The sequence below is a fragment of the Microbacterium sp. J1-1 genome (assembly GCF_024498615.1).
In the GTDB taxonomy this organism is placed as follows: domain Bacteria; phylum Actinomycetota; class Actinomycetes; order Actinomycetales; family Microbacteriaceae; genus Microbacterium; species Microbacterium aurugineum.
In genome coordinates this window covers 965,396-982,223 of the sequence record NZ_CP089590.1, presented here as the reverse complement: position 1 = coordinate 982,223, position 16,828 = coordinate 965,396, and the positions used below count along the sequence as shown (strand labels likewise).

Annotated in this window: 12 protein-coding genes; 2 read left to right on the top strand and 10 right to left on the bottom strand. The window is 67.7% G+C overall.

Annotated features, from left to right (window positions below; translation table 11 throughout):
* Window positions 1-38: 38 nt before the first annotated feature.
* The 6 genes from LRQ07_RS04705 to LRQ07_RS04680 form a co-directional block, all read right to left on the bottom strand.
* On the bottom strand, window positions 39-1,016 hold the full coding sequence (locus LRQ07_RS04705) for a class I mannose-6-phosphate isomerase (protein WP_256535974.1): 978 nt from the start codon (window positions 1,014-1,016) through the stop codon (window positions 39-41).
* Window positions 1,013-2,221 carry an ADP-dependent glucokinase/phosphofructokinase gene (locus LRQ07_RS04700; RefSeq protein ID WP_256535973.1) on the bottom strand — a complete coding sequence of 403 codons (1,209 nt, stop codon included), beginning with the start codon at window positions 2,219-2,221 and terminating at the stop codon, window positions 1,013-1,015. The genes LRQ07_RS04705 and LRQ07_RS04700 overlap by 4 nt, the downstream gene beginning before the upstream one ends.
* Before the next feature lie 37 nt (window positions 2,222-2,258).
* On the bottom strand, window positions 2,259-3,122 hold the full coding sequence (locus tag LRQ07_RS04695; RefSeq protein ID WP_131492529.1) for a ketose-bisphosphate aldolase: 864 nt from the start codon (window positions 3,120-3,122) through the stop codon (window positions 2,259-2,261).
* Window positions 3,123-3,171: 49 nt separating this feature from the next.
* Window positions 3,172-4,017 carry a carbohydrate ABC transporter permease gene (locus LRQ07_RS04690; protein ID WP_131492531.1) on the bottom strand — a complete coding sequence of 282 codons (846 nt, stop codon included), beginning with the start codon at window positions 4,015-4,017 and terminating at the stop codon, window positions 3,172-3,174.
* 2 nt (window positions 4,018-4,019) lie between these two features.
* A complete protein-coding gene (locus tag LRQ07_RS04685; protein ID WP_131492533.1) occupies window positions 4,020-4,943 on the bottom strand; it encodes a carbohydrate ABC transporter permease in 924 nt (307 codons plus the stop codon).
* 80 nt (window positions 4,944-5,023) lie between these two features.
* Window positions 5,024-6,322 (bottom strand): ABC transporter substrate-binding protein, encoded by a 1,299-nt coding sequence (locus LRQ07_RS04680; RefSeq protein WP_256535972.1) that lies wholly within the window; start codon window positions 6,320-6,322, stop codon window positions 5,024-5,026.
* 230 nt (window positions 6,323-6,552) lie between these two features.
* Between LRQ07_RS04680 and LRQ07_RS04675 the strand changes: the two genes are divergently transcribed.
* Both LRQ07_RS04675 and LRQ07_RS04670 read left to right on the top strand, forming a co-directional pair.
* Window positions 6,553-7,359: a DeoR/GlpR family DNA-binding transcription regulator gene (locus tag LRQ07_RS04675; protein WP_131492536.1), complete on the top strand. Its 807-nt coding sequence runs from the start codon at window positions 6,553-6,555 to the stop codon at window positions 7,357-7,359.
* Between the two features lie 68 nt (window positions 7,360-7,427).
* Window positions 7,428-8,051 carry a glyoxalase gene (locus tag LRQ07_RS04670; protein ID WP_256535971.1) on the top strand — a complete coding sequence of 208 codons (624 nt, stop codon included), beginning with the start codon at window positions 7,428-7,430 and terminating at the stop codon, window positions 8,049-8,051.
* Window positions 8,052-8,122: 71 nt separating this feature from the next.
* Here LRQ07_RS04670 and LRQ07_RS04665 read toward each other — a convergent pair whose 3' ends face one another.
* The 4 genes from LRQ07_RS04665 to LRQ07_RS04650 form a co-directional block, all read right to left on the bottom strand.
* Complete coding sequence (locus LRQ07_RS04665; RefSeq protein ID WP_256535970.1) at window positions 8,123-12,712, bottom strand: ExeM/NucH family extracellular endonuclease; 4,590 nt, start codon at window positions 12,710-12,712, stop codon at window positions 8,123-8,125.
* A 267-nt stretch (window positions 12,713-12,979) separates the two neighbouring features.
* Entirely contained in the window at window positions 12,980-13,738 is a 759-nt protein-coding gene (locus LRQ07_RS04660; protein ID WP_131492589.1) for an SURF1 family protein, read from the bottom strand.
* Window positions 13,739-13,796: 58 nt separating this feature from the next.
* Entirely contained in the window at window positions 13,797-14,912 is a 1,116-nt protein-coding gene (locus LRQ07_RS04655) for a GuaB3 family IMP dehydrogenase-related protein (RefSeq protein WP_047524178.1), read from the bottom strand.
* A gap of 152 nt (window positions 14,913-15,064) precedes the next feature.
* Entirely contained in the window at window positions 15,065-16,753 is a 1,689-nt protein-coding gene (locus LRQ07_RS04650) for an ABC-F family ATP-binding cassette domain-containing protein (RefSeq protein ID WP_256535969.1), read from the bottom strand.
* Window positions 16,754-16,828 lie beyond the last annotated feature (75 nt).

The following is a 16,828-nucleotide window of genomic DNA, read 5'->3' as shown; positions in this document are numbered from 1 at the left end:
GGCGTCGATGGGGGCCTGAGCCGTCGCCGGATCACCCTTCACGCCGCGGGCGGGCGCGCGATCAGGAGCTCTCCGGCACCGCTCACCTCGAGTCGTCCGGCTGCCGCGGGGACCAGCACCGTCGCTCCTGCCGACAGCGGCAGTCCCGCGAGGTCGACGGCGCCGTCGATGACGACCACGATCGAGAAACCGGGGTCGAGCACCGCGGCTCCGCGCACCGGCAGCCGTTCGAGGCGGAAGTACTCGTCGGCGGCACGGGGGAACACGGAGCCGGACGGCGGCGCCGGGTGCACGAGCGCCTCGATCTCGGCAGTGCTCCTTGCTTTCATCGTCACCGCGCTCAGGGCGAGGTCGAACCCCAGCCCGAGGTGGCCTTCGACAGCACCGTCGATCGCGAAACCCTCCCATTCGAGGAGGATCGACAGGTCCTCGGGTTGCTGCAGTTCGAGCAGGAGCACTCCGGCCCCGATCGCGTGGAGCTCGCCCGGGGGCACCCACACCACATCACCGGGCGCGACCTCGACCTCGTGCAGCAGACCGAGGAGGGCGACCACATCCTGCCGGGCGACGAGTTCACCGAGTACCTCCGTCGATGCATCCTCGCGCAGCCCGATGTGCACGGTGCCGCCCTCGAGGATGTACCAGGCCTCCGCCTTGCCGTGCGGGCGACCGAGGTGCGAAGCGGCGAACCCATCATGCGGGTGCGCGTGCACGGGCAGCCGCTGCCCGGCGTCGAGCAGCTTGACGAGCAGACGCGCGTCATCCCCCCAGCGCTCGACATGGGATCGACCGAGCCAGGACACGGGACCATCCGCGATCGCCTCGCGCAGGAGACGCCCGTCCGGGAGGGTCGTCAGTCCGAGGGTGCTCTCCCCCCGGATCGTCGTGGTCGATCCGACCCAGTCCTCGGGTTCCCGTGGCGCGGTCCCCGGCTCGCCGCGGAAGGCGGCGATGCGGGAGCCCCCGCGGTAGAAGCGTTCCGCGGGGCGGTTCGATGCGAGTCGGATCGGTTTCACGGGTGCTCTTCCTGCGGGGCGTGGACGGCGAGGAATCCCCCGACGAAGGTGTCGCCGAGTCCGATCGTGGTCGGGTTCGGGATGTCGAGCGCGAAGGCCGCGACACCCACGGCATCGCGCACCGCTGCCTCCACCGTGCGGACGAGGTCGGCGCCGGCACCGTGTCGAGGCATTCCTTCGGTCTCGGCGGCCTGCACCGCGGTGAATCCGTCGCCGAGCCGGAATCGCGTCGCGGCCACGCGCACGGCACTCTCCAGCGCCGCACGGTGCCGGGCTGCCTCAGCACCGACCGCGAGTGCCCAGTACCGCGTGTGCACCACCAGGGCAGGCGCAGGGATGAGCGCGCGGATCTCCTCCAGCGCCAGGATCACGTCGTCCGGATCGAGCAGATCCACGCGGCGCCGCAGATACTCCTGCAGTTCATCCTCATTCAGGCTGTACACGTCGATGCGCGACAGCAACCGCTCGCGCACGGTCTCGGCGAACGCCCGTGTGTAGAAGCCGGCGTCCTCGTAGAACACCAGGGCGTCGGAGGGGAGGCTGCGCATCGCCTCCTGGAGGGTGTCGAGCCGGTGCCGGAGCAGGTCCTCGTCCTGCATGGTGTTGAAGCCGGAGATGAGGAACGCCGACGCCGACGCCAGTTCGTCGCCCAGTTCCCCCGCCAGGCGCATGTCCCGGTTCGGAGGATCATTGGCGAAGATCAACCGGTTGGCGCCCGGGGACACGATGTCGCCGTCCGGAAGACGGATACGGGCACCCGCGGGATACTGCACGATCAGATGCGGATCGAGGGTGTCCCGCACGGCGGAGCAGACGAAGGACACCCCCGGTGGCAGCAGGCGCCGCACGGTGTCGTCGATGCTGACGAGGTGCTGCAGGCTGGGGATGCCCAAGCCGTCGAGGACGAGGCCGGCCCGCACTCCGGTGCCCCCGAGGGTCACCTCGTGGCGGAAGTGCGCGGCGAAGGCCTCGACGACCGCGGACGACGCGACGAAGCGCTCCGCTCCCGCCCCGGTCGCCACGAAGGCGAGTACCGCGATCAGCAGCGACCGTTCATCGACGATGGGTGCGTTCTCGGTCAGTTCCGCGCGCCGCACCCCGTGCTCGGCGACGAGCCGGTCGAACACGGCCGCGTCCCACCGCAGCTCGTAGTCGACCGTGCCGCCGAGCCCCAGGACGAGCTGCCGCCTTCTCGCATCGATCATCCGTCGATCGCCCGCCCCTTCGAGGTCCGTCGTCCGGTCAGTACAGGTCGGCCTTGCCGTCCGCTCCGAACAGCTCGATCTTCTCAGCCGCCGTGGCCTTGAGCGCGGCGATCGGCTCCGGCTGGATCGCGTTGGGCTCGCGCAGACGCTCGTCGGTGCCGAGGATCTCGCGCATGCGGTTGTGGTACGAGACCTTGATGTCGCTGGAGATGTTGATCTTGTTGATGCCCAGCTCGACCGCGCGACGCAGCTCGGCGTCGGGGTTGGCCGAGCCGCCGTGCAGCACCAGCGGGATCCCGACCGCGGCCTTGATCTCCTGCAGGAGGTCGTGACGGAGCTCGGGGTTCTTCTCCGCCGGGTACAGACCGTGCGAGGTGCCGATCGCGATGGCGAGGCTGTCGACGCCGGTCTCCTCGACGAAGCGCACGGCATCGGCGGGGTTGGTGTAGATGATCTCGGCAGCGCCGGACTCACCGTAGCTGTCGTTCGCGCCGATCGTGCCCAGTTCGCCCTCGACCTGGATGCCGACGGCGTGTGCGGCTTCGACGACCTTGCGGGTCAGGGCGACGTTCTCCTCGAAGGGCAGCAGCGACGCGTCGATCATGACCGAGGTGAAGCCGGCCTTGATGGCGGTGATCATCTGCTCGTAGCTGCCTCCGTGGTCCCAGTGGATCGCGACCGGCACGCTCGATCGATGCGCGCGGGAGTGCATCGCGGCGATCAGGTCGGTCGTGATGTGCGCGACCTCGTCGGGGTGGATGGCGATGATGACCGGAGCGGCCTTCTCCTCACTGATGTCCATGACGCCGTTGAACATCGCCCAGTCGCTGATGTTGAACGCGGGGATGGCGAAGTTGTTCGCGTTCGCGACATCGAGGATGGATTTGCCGGTGTAGAGCACGTGATTCTCCTGTTTTCGTGGTGGTCGGAGCCCCGGGACGGGACGAGTGTCAGCTCTTCACGGAGCCGGCCGTGAGGCCGCTGATGAAGTACCGCTGGAAGAAGAGGAAGAGGATGAGCACGGGGATCGAGCCGAGCACGCTCATGGCCATGATCTGGTTCCACTCGTAGGAGTGCTGTCCCATGAGGAGCTGGATGCCGATGGGCACCGTGCGCATGTCGATGGTGCGCGTGAGCGTCAGCGCGAACAGGTACTCGTTCCAGGCGATCATGAACGTGTAGATGCCGACGGAGACGATTCCTGGAACCGAGATCGGCACGAGGATGCGCCAGAGTGCCGTCATGGATCCGGCACCGTCCACGCGCACGGCTTCGTCGAGCTCCTTCGGCAGCGTGTTGAAGTAGCCCGTCATCATGATGATCGCGTAGGGCAGCGTGAAGACCATGTAGGTGAGGATCAGACCGGCGTAGGAGTTGTAGAGACCCAGCGCGACCATGAGCCCGAAGTACGGGATCAGCAGGGTGATGGGCGGCACGGCCTGCACGCTCACGATCACCACGTTCAGGATGCGCTTGCCCCGGAACTCGAAGCGGCTGAACGCGTAGGCGGCCTGGATCGCGACGATCAGCGTGAGGATGGTGACCGAGCCCGCGACGATGTAGCTGTTCAGGAAGAACCGCATCGTCTCGGGGTTCGTGAAGATCGCGATGTAGGCGTCGAAGGAGAACGTGTCGGTGACCAGACGCGGCGGCAACTCGAAGATCTGCGTGTTCGACTTGAACGAGCTGGACAGCATCCACAGCACCGGTCCTGCGGCGAAGACCGCACCGATGAGGAGGCCGATCATGAGGCCGGTCTTGCCGACCCGACGCTGGGTGCGCGCGGTGAGAGCCATGGTCAGTCCCTCGCTTTCTGGTGACGGACGTAGAACACGGCGAGCACCATCGACATGAGCAGGACCAGCACGGCCGAGGTCGACGCGAGCGAGAAGTCGTACTTGGCGAAGGCCAGCTTGTAGGTGAAGGTGCTGAGCACCTCCGTGACGTCGATCGGGCCACCGCCCGTGGTCATCCAGATGAGGGCGAACTGCTGCGAGGTCCAGATCAGGTCGAGCAGCACCAGGCTGACGATGATGGGCCGCAGCTGCGGGATCGTGACGTTCCAGAAGCGCTGCACCGCGCTCGCGCCGTCGACGCGTGCCGCTTCGTGCAGATCGGCGGGAACCCCCTGCAGCCCGGCCAGGAGACTGACCATGAAGAACGGGTAGCCGGCCCAGATGTTGATGAAGATGATCGTGCCCAACGCGAGCTGCGGCGAGGCCAGCCACTCGATGTCGGTGTTGAGCAGGAAGTTGACCACGCCGTTGGGGGCGAGGAGCATGCGCCAGAGGACGGCGATGACGGCGACGGTGAACAGCCACGGGAGAACGTACAGAGCCCGGAAGAGCGACCGCGAGACCCTTCCGAGCAGCGGACTGTTGAGCATCATCGCGAAGGCGAGCCCGAGTACGAGATGGGCGGCGACGCTCGTGACCGTGAAGAGGATGGTGTTGCCCGTCGCCTTCCAGAAGCGCGGGTCGGAGAGGATCTCGACGTAGTTCGCGACGCCGACGAACTCGGGCGACTTGTTCAGGATCACGTTGTCCTGGAACGAGTAGCCGATCACCATCACGATCGGCACGATCATCAGCACGAACAACAGGATGACCGTCGGCGAGAGGAAGGCGTAGGACTCTGTGGTCTTGCGCAGTTGCCGTCGCCGCCGCGAGAGGGCGACTCCGGTGACGATCACCTCGGTGTCGTCGGACGTTCTCAGACTCATGGAAACGCGAGCTCCTTGGTTGGTCGGGTGCCGCATCGCGACCGCGATGCGGCACCCCGTTCAGGCGGGGAGGCGGGTGCTCAGAACTCCGCTTCCCAGGAGGCCTGCGCCTTCTTGAGCGCGTCGGGGATCGACTGCTGCCCGTCGAGCGCCGCCTGGAGCTGCTCGCCGAACTGGCGCATCAGGTCTTCCGCGACCGGGAGTCCCGTGAACTCGTTCGCCGGGTATCCCGCCTGGTAGATGTCGAACGCCGTCTTGAAGAGCTCATCGTCGTTGACGAAGTCGGGGACCGAGGTCGAGTTCCCGGGGAAGGCCTTGGCCATCGTGGAGAGCTCGGAGTTGGTCTGCTCGCTCATCAGGAACGACACCAGCTTGAAGGCTGCTTCCTTGTGCTCGGAGTTCTCGGCCACGCCGATGCCCCACGAAGCGTAGGGAATGCCGCGTTCGCCGTCATAGCCGTCCTCAGCCGGAATCGCCGAGATCGAGAACTTCAGGTCGGGGTTCGTCTCACGGATCAGGTTGATGTGCGCGAGCGAGTCGATCATCATGCCCGCACGACCGTTGGTGAACTCCTCCACCTTGTCCTGCTCCTTCATCGTGAAGGAACCCGAGGCGATGACCCCGTCGTCCCACAGCCCGCCGATGTACTCGACGGCGGAGGTGACGTCGTCATTCGTGAGGTCGGGTTGCCCGTCCTTCAACATCGAACCGCCCGAGGCCCACACCCACGACATGACGTCATTCTGCACGCCGTTCGGCGATTCCAGCGACAGCGGCAGCACCCAGCCGGACACGTCGCCGCCGAGCGCAGCGACCTTCGACGCCGCGTCCGCGAACTCGCTGCGCGTGGACGGTGGAGCCGTCACACCCGCCTGAGCGAGCAGATCGTCGTTCGTGAACATCGGGTAGACGAAGTTCACGACCGGGATCATGAAGGTGCTGCCGTCGACCTGGATCTGGCTCGCCAGTTCGCTGTCGTCGTAGTCGTACTCGTCCATGAGTGCGCTCAGGTCGGCGATGACGCCCTGGGAGGCGAAGTCGTTCACCCACGCACCGTCGAGGCCGACGACGTCGGGCATCGTGCCCGAGGCCGCGCCGGCGAAGAGCTGTTCCTTGGTCGATGCATACGGACCGCTGACCAGCTCGACAGTGATACCGGGGTTCTCCTCTTCGAACTGGTCGATGAGTGCCCGGAACTCGCCGTCGGGCAGCTCCGGCTCCCACCACTGCGCGAATTCGATCGTGACGTCTCCGCCCTCGCCACCGCTGTCGCCGTCCGTGCCGGGCGCGCAACCCGCCAGGGCCAGAAGGGCAACCGCCGCGGTTCCGGCGCCGACGATCTTTCGGGTTCGTCGCTGCCCGCGTCCCACTGTGCTCATCGCTTCTCCTCGTTGAGATCGTGCCGCATCACGCGCTTCAATGCTTGTTCATGCGGTTTTGAGCCATGTTATGCCGTGATCTGCCGAAACGTCAAGCGTCAGATTTCCCGCGAGCACGACGAATATCGCGCGAATCGTTGAGTCGATGCCCATATCTCGCGGGATGCCGATGTGCCGTTTTGTGCATGAGTCTGCCGCGTTCTTCGCGTTCTTGTGCTAAATATGTCTGCATGGACGCATCAGCAACCGGACAGCGACGCCGACTGCCCGCCGGACGGAAGGCGGATCTCGCGACGTACGTCGAGCAGACCGGCCAGGTGACGGTGAGCGATCTGGCCGAGCACTTCGCGGTCTCGATCGACACGATCCGCCGTGACCTCGATCAACTGGATCGTGAAGGCGTACTGATCCGCACCCACGGCGGGGCGGTCAGCGCAGCGAACGGGCAGCTCAAGGATCGGGCCCTGGATGTGCGACTGCGCATGCAGACCGAGGAGAAGGAGCGCATCGCTCGGGTCGCCGCGGGCCTCGTCGAGGACGGCTCCGTCGTGATGCTGAATGCGGGCACCACGACGCTCGCCGTGGCACGAGCCCTGCGCAACCACCACGACTTGACGATCGCGACGAACAATCTGCGCATCCCCGGCGAGCTCTCCCCCTCGGCGTTCCGCGATCTCTACGTCTTCGGCGGAGCTGTGCGCTCGATCACCCAGGCCACGACCGGACCGGTGACCTTCACGATGACACCGGGCGGTCCCGAGGTCGACATCCGCTGCGATCTCGCTCTCATCGCGGTCGGTGCCGTCGACGAAGCGGGGTACTCGACCTCGAACCTCGGGGATGCCGCGATGATGTCGGAGATGATCCAGCGCGCCGAGCGCACCGCGATCCTCGCGGACTCCACCAAGCTCGGACGCCGGTTCTTCGCCCAGATCGCCCTGCTCGAGCGCGCGGACTACCTGATCACGGACGCTCCCCCGCCCCCGCGCATCGCCACTGCGCTCGCGCAGGCGGACGTGCAGGTCCTGACCCCCTGACATCGGCCTCCGCACATCGATCAGGAATCGAGAAGCGGGCCCTGCGGAGCCTCCGTAGCGTCTCCTGCATGAACACCACGATCGATTCCCTCACCCTCGACGTTCCGGACGTGGACGCCGCCCGCTCGTTCTACACGCAGGCCTTCGACCTCGGCGACCGCCTGCGCTTCCGCACCGCGGATGCCGAGACCTCCGGCTTCCGCGGGTACACGCTGTCACTCGTCGTCTCGCAGCCGGCGAACGTCCGCGCCCTCGCGGACGCGGCCGTCACCGCCGGCGCCCGCGTGATCAGCCCCGTCTCGAAGTCCCTCTGGGGTGTCGGAGGCACGATCCAGGCACCGGACGGCGCGATCTGGAAGGTCGCGACGTCGGCGAAGAAGGACACTGTTCCCCCGAGCCGCACGATCGACGAGATGATCCTCCTGCTCGGCGCGAAGGATGTGGTCGCGTCGAAGAACTTCTATGCGGATCGCGGCGTCGCGGTCGCGAAGAGCTTCGGCCGCAGCTACGTGCAGTTTGACACGGGCGCGAGCCCGATCGGCCTCGGCCTGTACCGGTATGCCTCGCTCGCCAAGGATGCAGGTGTTCCGGCGGCCGGGTCGGGCTCGCATCGGCTCACGGTCCACGGCGCGCTCGACACGGCCGTCGACCCTGACGAGTTCGTGTGGGCTCCGGTCACGGTGACCGCCTGAGCACCGACGAACCGACGAAGGCCGCCGGGAGCACTCCCGACGGCCTTCGTGCGTGTCATCCGACTACCGGATCAGAACCACCTGGTGAGGAGTTCCCAGAGCCAGTCGAGGATCGCACCGATGATGCCGCCGGCGCGGTTGACCTTGACCGTGGCGGTCGCCTCGTCGCCATCGGCCTGAGCCGCCGCGACGGTGTACTTGCCCGAGGGAGCGCTCTTCGGCACCGTCACCTGCGTGCTGAAGGTGCCGTCCGCGGACACCTGGACCGTGCCGACCTCGACCGGCTTGCCCTTCTTCGGGCGCAGCTCGATCGTCACCGTCTCACCGGGCTCGTACCCCTGGCCGGTGACCTTGAGGCTCTTGCCCGCCGACACCTTGGACGAGCCCAGGACGATCGTGCCCGCGAACTCCTCCTCGCCGGCGATCGTGAACGGCACCTGCGCGGTGGTCCCCGTCCCGGCGACCGCGACGGTCAGGACCTGTTCGCCGAAGACACCCGACGGAACCGTGAAGGTCAGAGCGGCACGACCGCCCTCATCCGTGGTGTCGACGATCGTCGGATCCACAGCACCCGTCGCCAGGACGGTGTCGCCCAGCGAGAGCGACACCTCTCCCGGAGCCGACTCACCCGCGCTGAACGCCAGCGACGAGAGCGACACCGTGACCTGGTCACCGGCGCTGTACCCGTCGGCGTCCGCCGGGCTGACCGACACACCGACCGCGCGCTGGGCGTAATCGGGGCTGGCGGTCTTGTTCGCGTCGAACCAGTCGACCATCGACTGCAGGTCGATCTTGCCGGTGTCGCGCTTGCCCGTGCCCTCCTTGAAGGTGGAGAAGTTGTCTCCTCCCGCAGCGAGGAACGAGTTGGCCGCGACCGTGTAGTCCGCCGCAGGATCCACCGGCGTGCCGTCGAGCGTCATCGAGGTGATCCGCGAACCCTGTGCCGCTGCGGGGTCGTACGTGTAGACCAGCCCCTTCGAGACCCCGAGTTTCAGGAACGGACGTGCCGAACCCGCCGGCTGCCACTGCTCCTCGAGCACGCTCTTCAGCTGCGCGCCCGTGAGCGTGAGCGTCACGAGCGTGTTGGCGAACGGCTGGACCGTCGCCGCTTCTCGGTAGGTGACGTTGCCGTCGGGATCGGATGCTCCGGAGGACGCGTACGTGAGGTTCGCGCGGATACCGCCCGGGTTCATGAGAGCCAGGTCGGCGCCGGTGGACGACTGCTGCACGTCGGCGACGAAGTTGCCGATGGTGGACTCTCCACCGCGGTTCTCCGAGCCGTTGGTCTGACGCGCGCGGTTGAAGTCCGCCGTGATGTCGCCGACCTTGATCGCTCCCAGGACATCGGCCTCGGCCTTCGCCTTGTCGACGATCGTCTGCACCTCCGGCACTGCCGGATAGAGCGGCTTGCCGGCCTCGGTGAGGGGCTTGATCTCGTTGGTGATCGAGATCAGGTCCTTCGTGGTGGCGTCGACCTGGATGTTCATCAGGCCCAGGTTCTCGCCGTACTGCCCCGCGGAGACGACCGGGCGGCCGTCGATCACGTGGTTGTAGGCGAGGTGGGTGTGGGCCGACACGATGGCGTCCACGTCTTCATCGACCCCGTACACGATCTCGCCGAGCGGCGACTCCGGGGTGATACTCGACAGCTCGACGCTGGAAGCGCCCTCATGCACGAGCAGGATGATGACATCCGCCTCACCGTTGGACTCGTCGCCGTCGCGCAGGTCGTCGGCCACCGCGTTCACGGAATCGGCGATGCCCCGGACTTCGAGGTCCGCGATGCCCTCCGGCGAGACGAGCGAGTCGAGGTCCTCGGTGACGGCTCCGATGAAGCCGACCTTCACACCGTCGAGCTCCTTGACCCAGGCGGGGGCGAGCGCCGGCTCACCGGTCTCGGTGACGAACACGTTCGAGGCGATGTACTCCCAGTCCGCGCGGTCCTGCACCCGATCGCGCAGGTCCTCCCAGCCCTGGTCGAACTCGTGGTTACCCGCTGCGCTGACGTCGAGACCGGCCGCGTTGAGGGCGTCGATCGTCGGGTTGTCGTCGTTGATGAATGAGGTGAACGTCGAGGCGCCGATCAGGTCGCCGGCACCGGCGAAGATCGTGTTCGGGTTCGTCTCACGGAACTGCTTCACTGCCCCTGCCAGCACCGCGGCTCCCGCGGCGGCACCGTCGGCTTCGATCCTTCCGTGGAAGTCGTTGACCGTGACGACGTCGATGCTCACCGGCGGGATCTCCGCGGAGACGCCGACGATGATGGGGTCGTGGTCGCTGGAGCGGTACGGGGTGCCCTCCTCGGTGGCGCCGAACGCGTAGCCGCGGTCGCTCCACTCCGGAGAGTTGATGCCCCAGACTCCGGCGCCCGTGATCGACGAGGCCAGCGACGGCGACGCGATCACGTGGTCGAGGGAACCGAGCTCACCGTCGAACGTGTACGTGTACTGCCCCGATGCCTTTTCGGCGACCAGGTCGCTCCACCCCTTCGAGGTGAACACGTCGATCGGGTCTTCCTCGCTGTAGGCGTTGAAATCGCCGATCAGCAGCATGTCGCTGCTGCCCGTCGTCTCCTCCAGGTCTTCCGTGAAGGCGAGGATCGCGTTCGCCTGCGCGACGCGGTCCGCGTTGAAGAAGCCCTGCCCGTCGGCCGGCTCAGCGCCCGCGCCCTGGGGCGGCGACTTCGACTTCAAGTGGTTGGCCACGACCGTGACCACACGGCCGTCGATGTCGAACGCCTGCGCGATGGGCTCGCGGGCGTTGCCCCACACGCTCTCATCCGTGACGGTGGCACTGTCGCCCACCGTCGTGACGGCATCCTTCTTGTAGATGATGGCGTTCGTGATGTAGTCGGTGGTGGCCGCGTCGTTCAGCGCGTCGGGCGTGGGCACGTAGTCCCACACCTCGGCGCCCGCGTCGTCGTTGAGGCCGTCGACCAGATCCTCGAGCGCCGAGTCGATCGGCTTGCCCAGCTTCACGGAGTTCTCGATCTCCATGAGGGAGACGATCTCGGCATCCAGACCGTTGATCGCCGCGACGATCTTCGACTTCTGGATCGCGAACTGCGCGGCGTTCGCCGCACCCCGGGCGTTCGAGTTCTCGCTCTTCAGCGTCGTGAAGTAGTTGTAGACGTTGAACGAGGCCACCTGCACGTCACCGCCGACCTCCGGAGCCGACGCGGTCCGCGGGTTCGTCGCCTCGAATCCGACCTTGAAGTCGGCCGACGAGGAATCGTCGATCGGCACGACCGGCTGCAGACGCCAGTCGTCGAATCCCCACTGCAGCACGTAGCCGTTGTCGCTGAAGTCCACGACGTCGCCGTTGCGGACGACGGTGTCCTTCGTGAAGTACGGCTGCCCGCCGGGGTGGCCGCTGTTCGTGACCTGGATCGACCAGCCGTCATCCAGGAGGATGCGGTTAGCTCGGTTGGCCGCGGCGATCGCGGTGGCCTCGTCACCGGGGCGCGTGGTCTCCGTGCTCTTCACCGCGAGGTCTTCACCGGCGTTCAGCCAGAGCGTGCCGTAGTTGTACAGCTGGTGGCTGGAGGCCAGGCGGTAGCTTCCCTCCGGTGCCACGTACATGTTCTCGTACTGCTCCCGATCGGCACCGCGCACCGAGTCCGGCAGCGGTGTGACGGCGGGGACGCCGACTCCCGCGGTCAGCACCGCGACGTCACCGGCCGCGGCCGGGGTGATCTGGGTCTGCCCGAAGTACTCGCTCACCGCACCGGTCACCGAGACGAGGTCGCCGATCTCGAGTGTCGGGGACAGCGCGTTCAGGAAGACGAACACCCCGTCCGAGGCGCCCGGCGTGGCATCCGTCGCCCCGCCGGAGCCCTGGGTCTGGATGACGATGCCCTTGTAGCCGCCCGTGCGGTAGTCCGCCGTGACGACGCCCTCGACCTCGACCGTCTGGCCGTTCAGCGGGGAGACATCGGTCGTGCCCTGGACCTCGGCGATCGTCGCCGCGATCGGGTCCTCACCCGGGTCTGTTCCGGGGTCGGTGCCGCCGGAGCCCTGCGGGGTGATCGTCGCAGAGAGCGTGAAGTCCGCGCTGTTGTCGTCGGTGTCGACAGCGCCCGTGCGGTTCAACGACTTGACGTCGGTGTTCCCCGACGGCGCCGTGGCCGCCTTCGTCTCGAAGGTGTTCGACGAGCCGTAGCCGAGCAGGTCGACCACACCGTCCACACCCACCGTCGAACCCGGCGTGAGGGTGACGGCGGCGGTGCCCTCGACGAGGGCGAGTGTGCCGTTGGTGCCGCTCGGAGTGAGGGTGGTGACGGCATCCGGCGTGGGGAGCTCGGCACCGTTCGCGCCGTTGCTGTTGCCCTGCACCAGGTAGTAGCCGCCGGCGGGGATCTCCCCGGTGAGGGCGGCCACACCGTTGAAGGCACCTGTGCCGGTGGCGGACCGGTACTGCAGCGACATGCCATCGAGGGTGATCGCGGCGGACGTCGGGTTGTACAGCTCGACGAACTTGTTCTTGAAGGCCGCCCCCGCGCTGCCGCCGGAGAGGTACGCCTCGTTGATCACCACCCCCGTGCCCGTGGTGTCGGCTGTGGCGGGAACGGCGGCCAGCGAGCCGAAGCTCAGCGCGGCGACGCAGGTCACGGCGAGAGCGCCGATGCGCCCCCGACGTCTACGGTGCGAGACCGGAACCATGCGGTTCCTCTCGTCTGGGGCGGACATCATCGGTGCTGTCTCCTCGGTCGGGTTCGACGCTTCTCAGGACTGTCACGGCACACAGGGGAAACTCCCAGCGCGCTCACATGGTGCGAGCATACGGAGCGGTCAGGACATCCTCAACGGAGTTTCCCGATTCGTCACCGAGCGCTCACCGGATGGCCCGAGGGACCCCTGACGAAGGTCGCTATCGCCGCACGGGAGCACACAATTGCGCACCGTCGAGCGCGCGGATGCGCGCGATGATCAGGTGGTTTCCCGACCGAGCGCGTCTTCGAACTCCTCGACCTCGCGCTCCCAGGCATCTTTCGCCAGGCGGTACCAGAGGTAGAAGGCGAAGCCCGCGAAGATGGCCCACTCGACCGCGTAGAAGACGTTCAGCCAGTTGACCGGCGACATCTCCTCGGGTGCGGGCGACGAGATGTCGACCAGCCCCGCGGACGCCGTGGTCGAGGCGAGGTAGGGGCGGTACACGTGAAGCTGCTCGATGTCGTGCCATCGGCTGAGCAGGGCGGCTGGAGACATTCGGTCCAACTGCTCGGGAGCGGAGTGCGGGGGGACACGGGGCCCTTCGTCCGAGATCACCCGACCGGTCACTTCGACCTCTGACCCGTCCGCGTCGGCTTCGAGCTCCCGCACGGCCGCATCCGCGGTCTCCCGATCGGGGGTCCACCCGATCGCGACGGCGATCGACGTGCGCTCTGCGACCCGCAATTGTCCGGTCACCCAGTACCCCGGGACATCGTCGTTGAAACGGCTCGACACGACGATGAAGTCCTCGGGGATCCAGCGCCCCGAGGTCTCGACGCGCTGGCCCACGAGCGGCTCGGGGAGGTATTCACCCGGCTCGACGACATCGGTGAGCTGCTGCACCTGCTCGGTCTGGCCGGCGGGGGGCGGATCGGTGTCGATCGCGCGCTCCAACTGCCACTGACCGAGCCAGGCGAACACCCCCGCGACGAGGAGGCACAGCAGCAGCACCCCGATCCAGCGCCCCCGGAGCATGACCTCGCGGAGGGTCGGGGGGAACAGAGCAGGAGTCGTCACGGTCGAGCGCTGTGCCTCAGGCCTCGTACGGCGCGAGCACGACCTCGACCCGCTGGAACTCCTTGAGGTCGGAGTATCCGGTGGTCGCCATCGACTTGCGCAGCGCGCCGATGAGGTTCGCGGTGCCGTCGGCGACCGGGGCAGGGCCGTAGAGGATCTCCTCGAGCGTGCCGATTCCCCCGACCTCGACACGACGGCCTCGCGGCAGCTTCGAGTGGTGCGCTTCGGGACCCCAGTGGAAGCCGCGGCCGGGCGCATCGGTGGCCCGAGCGAGCGCAACACCGAGCATGACGGCGTCCGCCCCCATGGCGAGCGCCTTGACGATGTCGCCGGAGGTGCCGACGCCCCCATCGGCGATCACGTGGACGTAGCGGCCCCCGGACTCGTCGAGGTAGTCGCGGCGAGCCGCGGCGACGTCGGAGACCGCGGTCGCCATCGGCGCGTGGATGCCGAGGGTGGCACGCGTCGTGGATGCCGCCCCGCCGCCGAAACCGACGAGCACACCTGCCGCGCCCGTGCGCATGAGGTGGAGGGCCGCGGTGTAGGTCGCCGCGCCACCGACGATGACGGGGACGTCGAGGTCGTAGATGAACTTCTTGAGGTTGAGGGGCTCCGCGACGCTCGAGACGTGCTCGGCAGACACGGTGGTGCCGCGGATCACGAACAGGTCGACGCCCGCTGCGGCGACCGTGTCGTAGTACTCCTGGGTGCGCTGCGGCGTCAGCGAACCGGCGACCGTGACGCCGGACTCGCGGATCTCGGCGAGTCGGCGGGTGATGAGCTCAGGCTTGATCGGCTCCGAGTACAGCTGCTGCATCCGGACGGTGGCCTCGCCCTCGTCGAGTCCGGCGATCTCCGCCAGCAGCGGCTCCGGGTCTTCGTAACGCGTCCACAGACCCTCGAGGTCGAGGACGCCGAGGCCGCCGAGCTGTCCGAGCATGATCGCCGTCTGCGGGCTCACGACCGAGTCCATCGGCGCTCCCAGCACCGGGATGTCGAAGCCGAAGGCGTCGATCGTCCATGCGGTCGACACGTCCTCCGGGTTGCGCGTGCGCCGCGATGGCACCACCGCGATGTCGTCGAACGTGTACGCGCGACGTGCGCGCTTTCCTCGGCCGAGCTCGATCTCCATGGTCACCCGTCCAGCCTACCCGGGAGCGGGGGCCGGCTCGGGCGGACGCACGCGCCCGGCTCCTGATGTTCTGATGTTCGTCGGATGCGGAGAAGGTGATCCCCACGCGCGGACTCTCAGTGTGCGCACCCGCGAGTCCGGCCTCCGTATCGTCAGCGGGCGCGGGCCACGCGGCGCTCATCCCAGACCGGTTCGTCGGACTCGTACACGTCCCCGCCCGAGCCGAACACCAGGAACCGGTCGAACGATCGCGCGAACCATCGATCGTGTGTCACGGCCAGCACCGTGCCCTCGAATCGCGCGAGTGCCTGTTCCAGTGCCTCGGCCGACTCCAGGTCGAGGTTGTCGGTCGGCTCGTCCAGAAGCAGCAGCGTCGCCCCGGAGAGCTCGAGCAACAGGACTTGGAACCGCGCCTGCTGTCCACCGGACAGCGAGTCGAAGGTCTGCAGGGCCTGACGCACGAGCCCATAGCGGTCCAGCGCCGAGCTCGCGGCGTCGCGCGGCATCCCGGTGCGACGATCGTCACCCCGGTGCAGGATGTCGAGGAGCGTGCGTCCGACGAATTCCGGATGCGCGTGCGTCTGCGCGAACAGACCGGGCACGACCCGCGCTCCGAGCGTCGCTGCGCCGGTGTGCTCGACCACGCTCAGTTGCTCCCCCGACGAGGTGACGTGACCGAGCGTGGTGTCGGGGTCGCTGCCACCACGCGCGAGCAAGCGCAGGAAGTGGGACTTGCCCGACCCGTTCGAGCCGAGCACGGCGACGCGATCGCCGTACCAGATCTCCGTGTCGAACGGCCGCATCAGCCCGGTCAGCTCCAGGAGCTGCACCACCACGGCGCGCTTGCCCGTGCGCGCTCCCCGCAGGCGCATGTCGAAATCCTGCGCGGGCGGACGCTCCTCGGGCGGACCCGCCTCTTCGAACTTCCGCAACCGCGTCTGCGCCGCCTGGTACCGAGACGCGAAACCGTCGTTCGCCGACGCCTTCACCTTGAGGTTCGCGACGAGGGTGCGCAGCTTCTCGTGCTGCTCATCCCAGCGACGACGCAGTTCGTCGAGCCGCTCCATCCGGTCCGCCCGCGCCTGCGGATAGGTACCGAATCCACCGCCGTGGACCCAGGCCGTGGCTCCCGCACCACCGGGCTCGAGCGTGATCAGCCGATCGATCGCGCGCGCCAGGAGTTCTCGGTCGTGCGACACGAGCAGCACGGTCTTCGGCGTCGCCCGCAGCTGCTCCTCGAGCCAGCGCTTCGTCGGGACGTCGAGGTAGTTGTCCGGCTCATCGAGCAGCAGCACCTCGTCGGGTCCGCGCAGCAGCGCTTCGAGTGCGAGCCGCTTCTGCTCGCCCCCGGACAGCGTGGTGAGCTCGCGGAACCGCGCACGTTCGAACGGCACACCGAGCGCCGCGACCGTGCACTGATCCCAGACGGTCTCGTGCTCGTATCCACCGGCATCGGCGTATTCGGCGATCGCCGACGCATACGCCATCTGCGTGTCGTGCTCGTCGCGCTCGATCAACGCGTTCTCCGCAGCTTCGAGCGTCTCGGCCGCGGTACGGATGCGCGCGGGCGCGACGCGCACGAGCAGTTGGTGGACCGTCTCCCCGGCCTCGCCGTGACCGACGAACTGGTCCATGACGCCCAGGCCGCCCTCGATCGTCACGACCCCGTCATCAGCGGACTGATCGCCGCGGATGATGCGCAGCAGCGTCGTCTTGCCCGCGCCGTTGGGGCCGATGAGCGCGCTCGTCGACCCGGAACCGACACGGAACGTCACCTCGTCGAGAAGCGGTCTGCCGTCGGGGAGCGTCAGTGAGACGCTGGAGACATCGATGTAGCCCACGGTGCGTGGCCGTCCTTCCGCCCCGCATGTGCCGAGCCGACCAGGCTATCAGCGCGAGCGGCCTGGGCACGAACC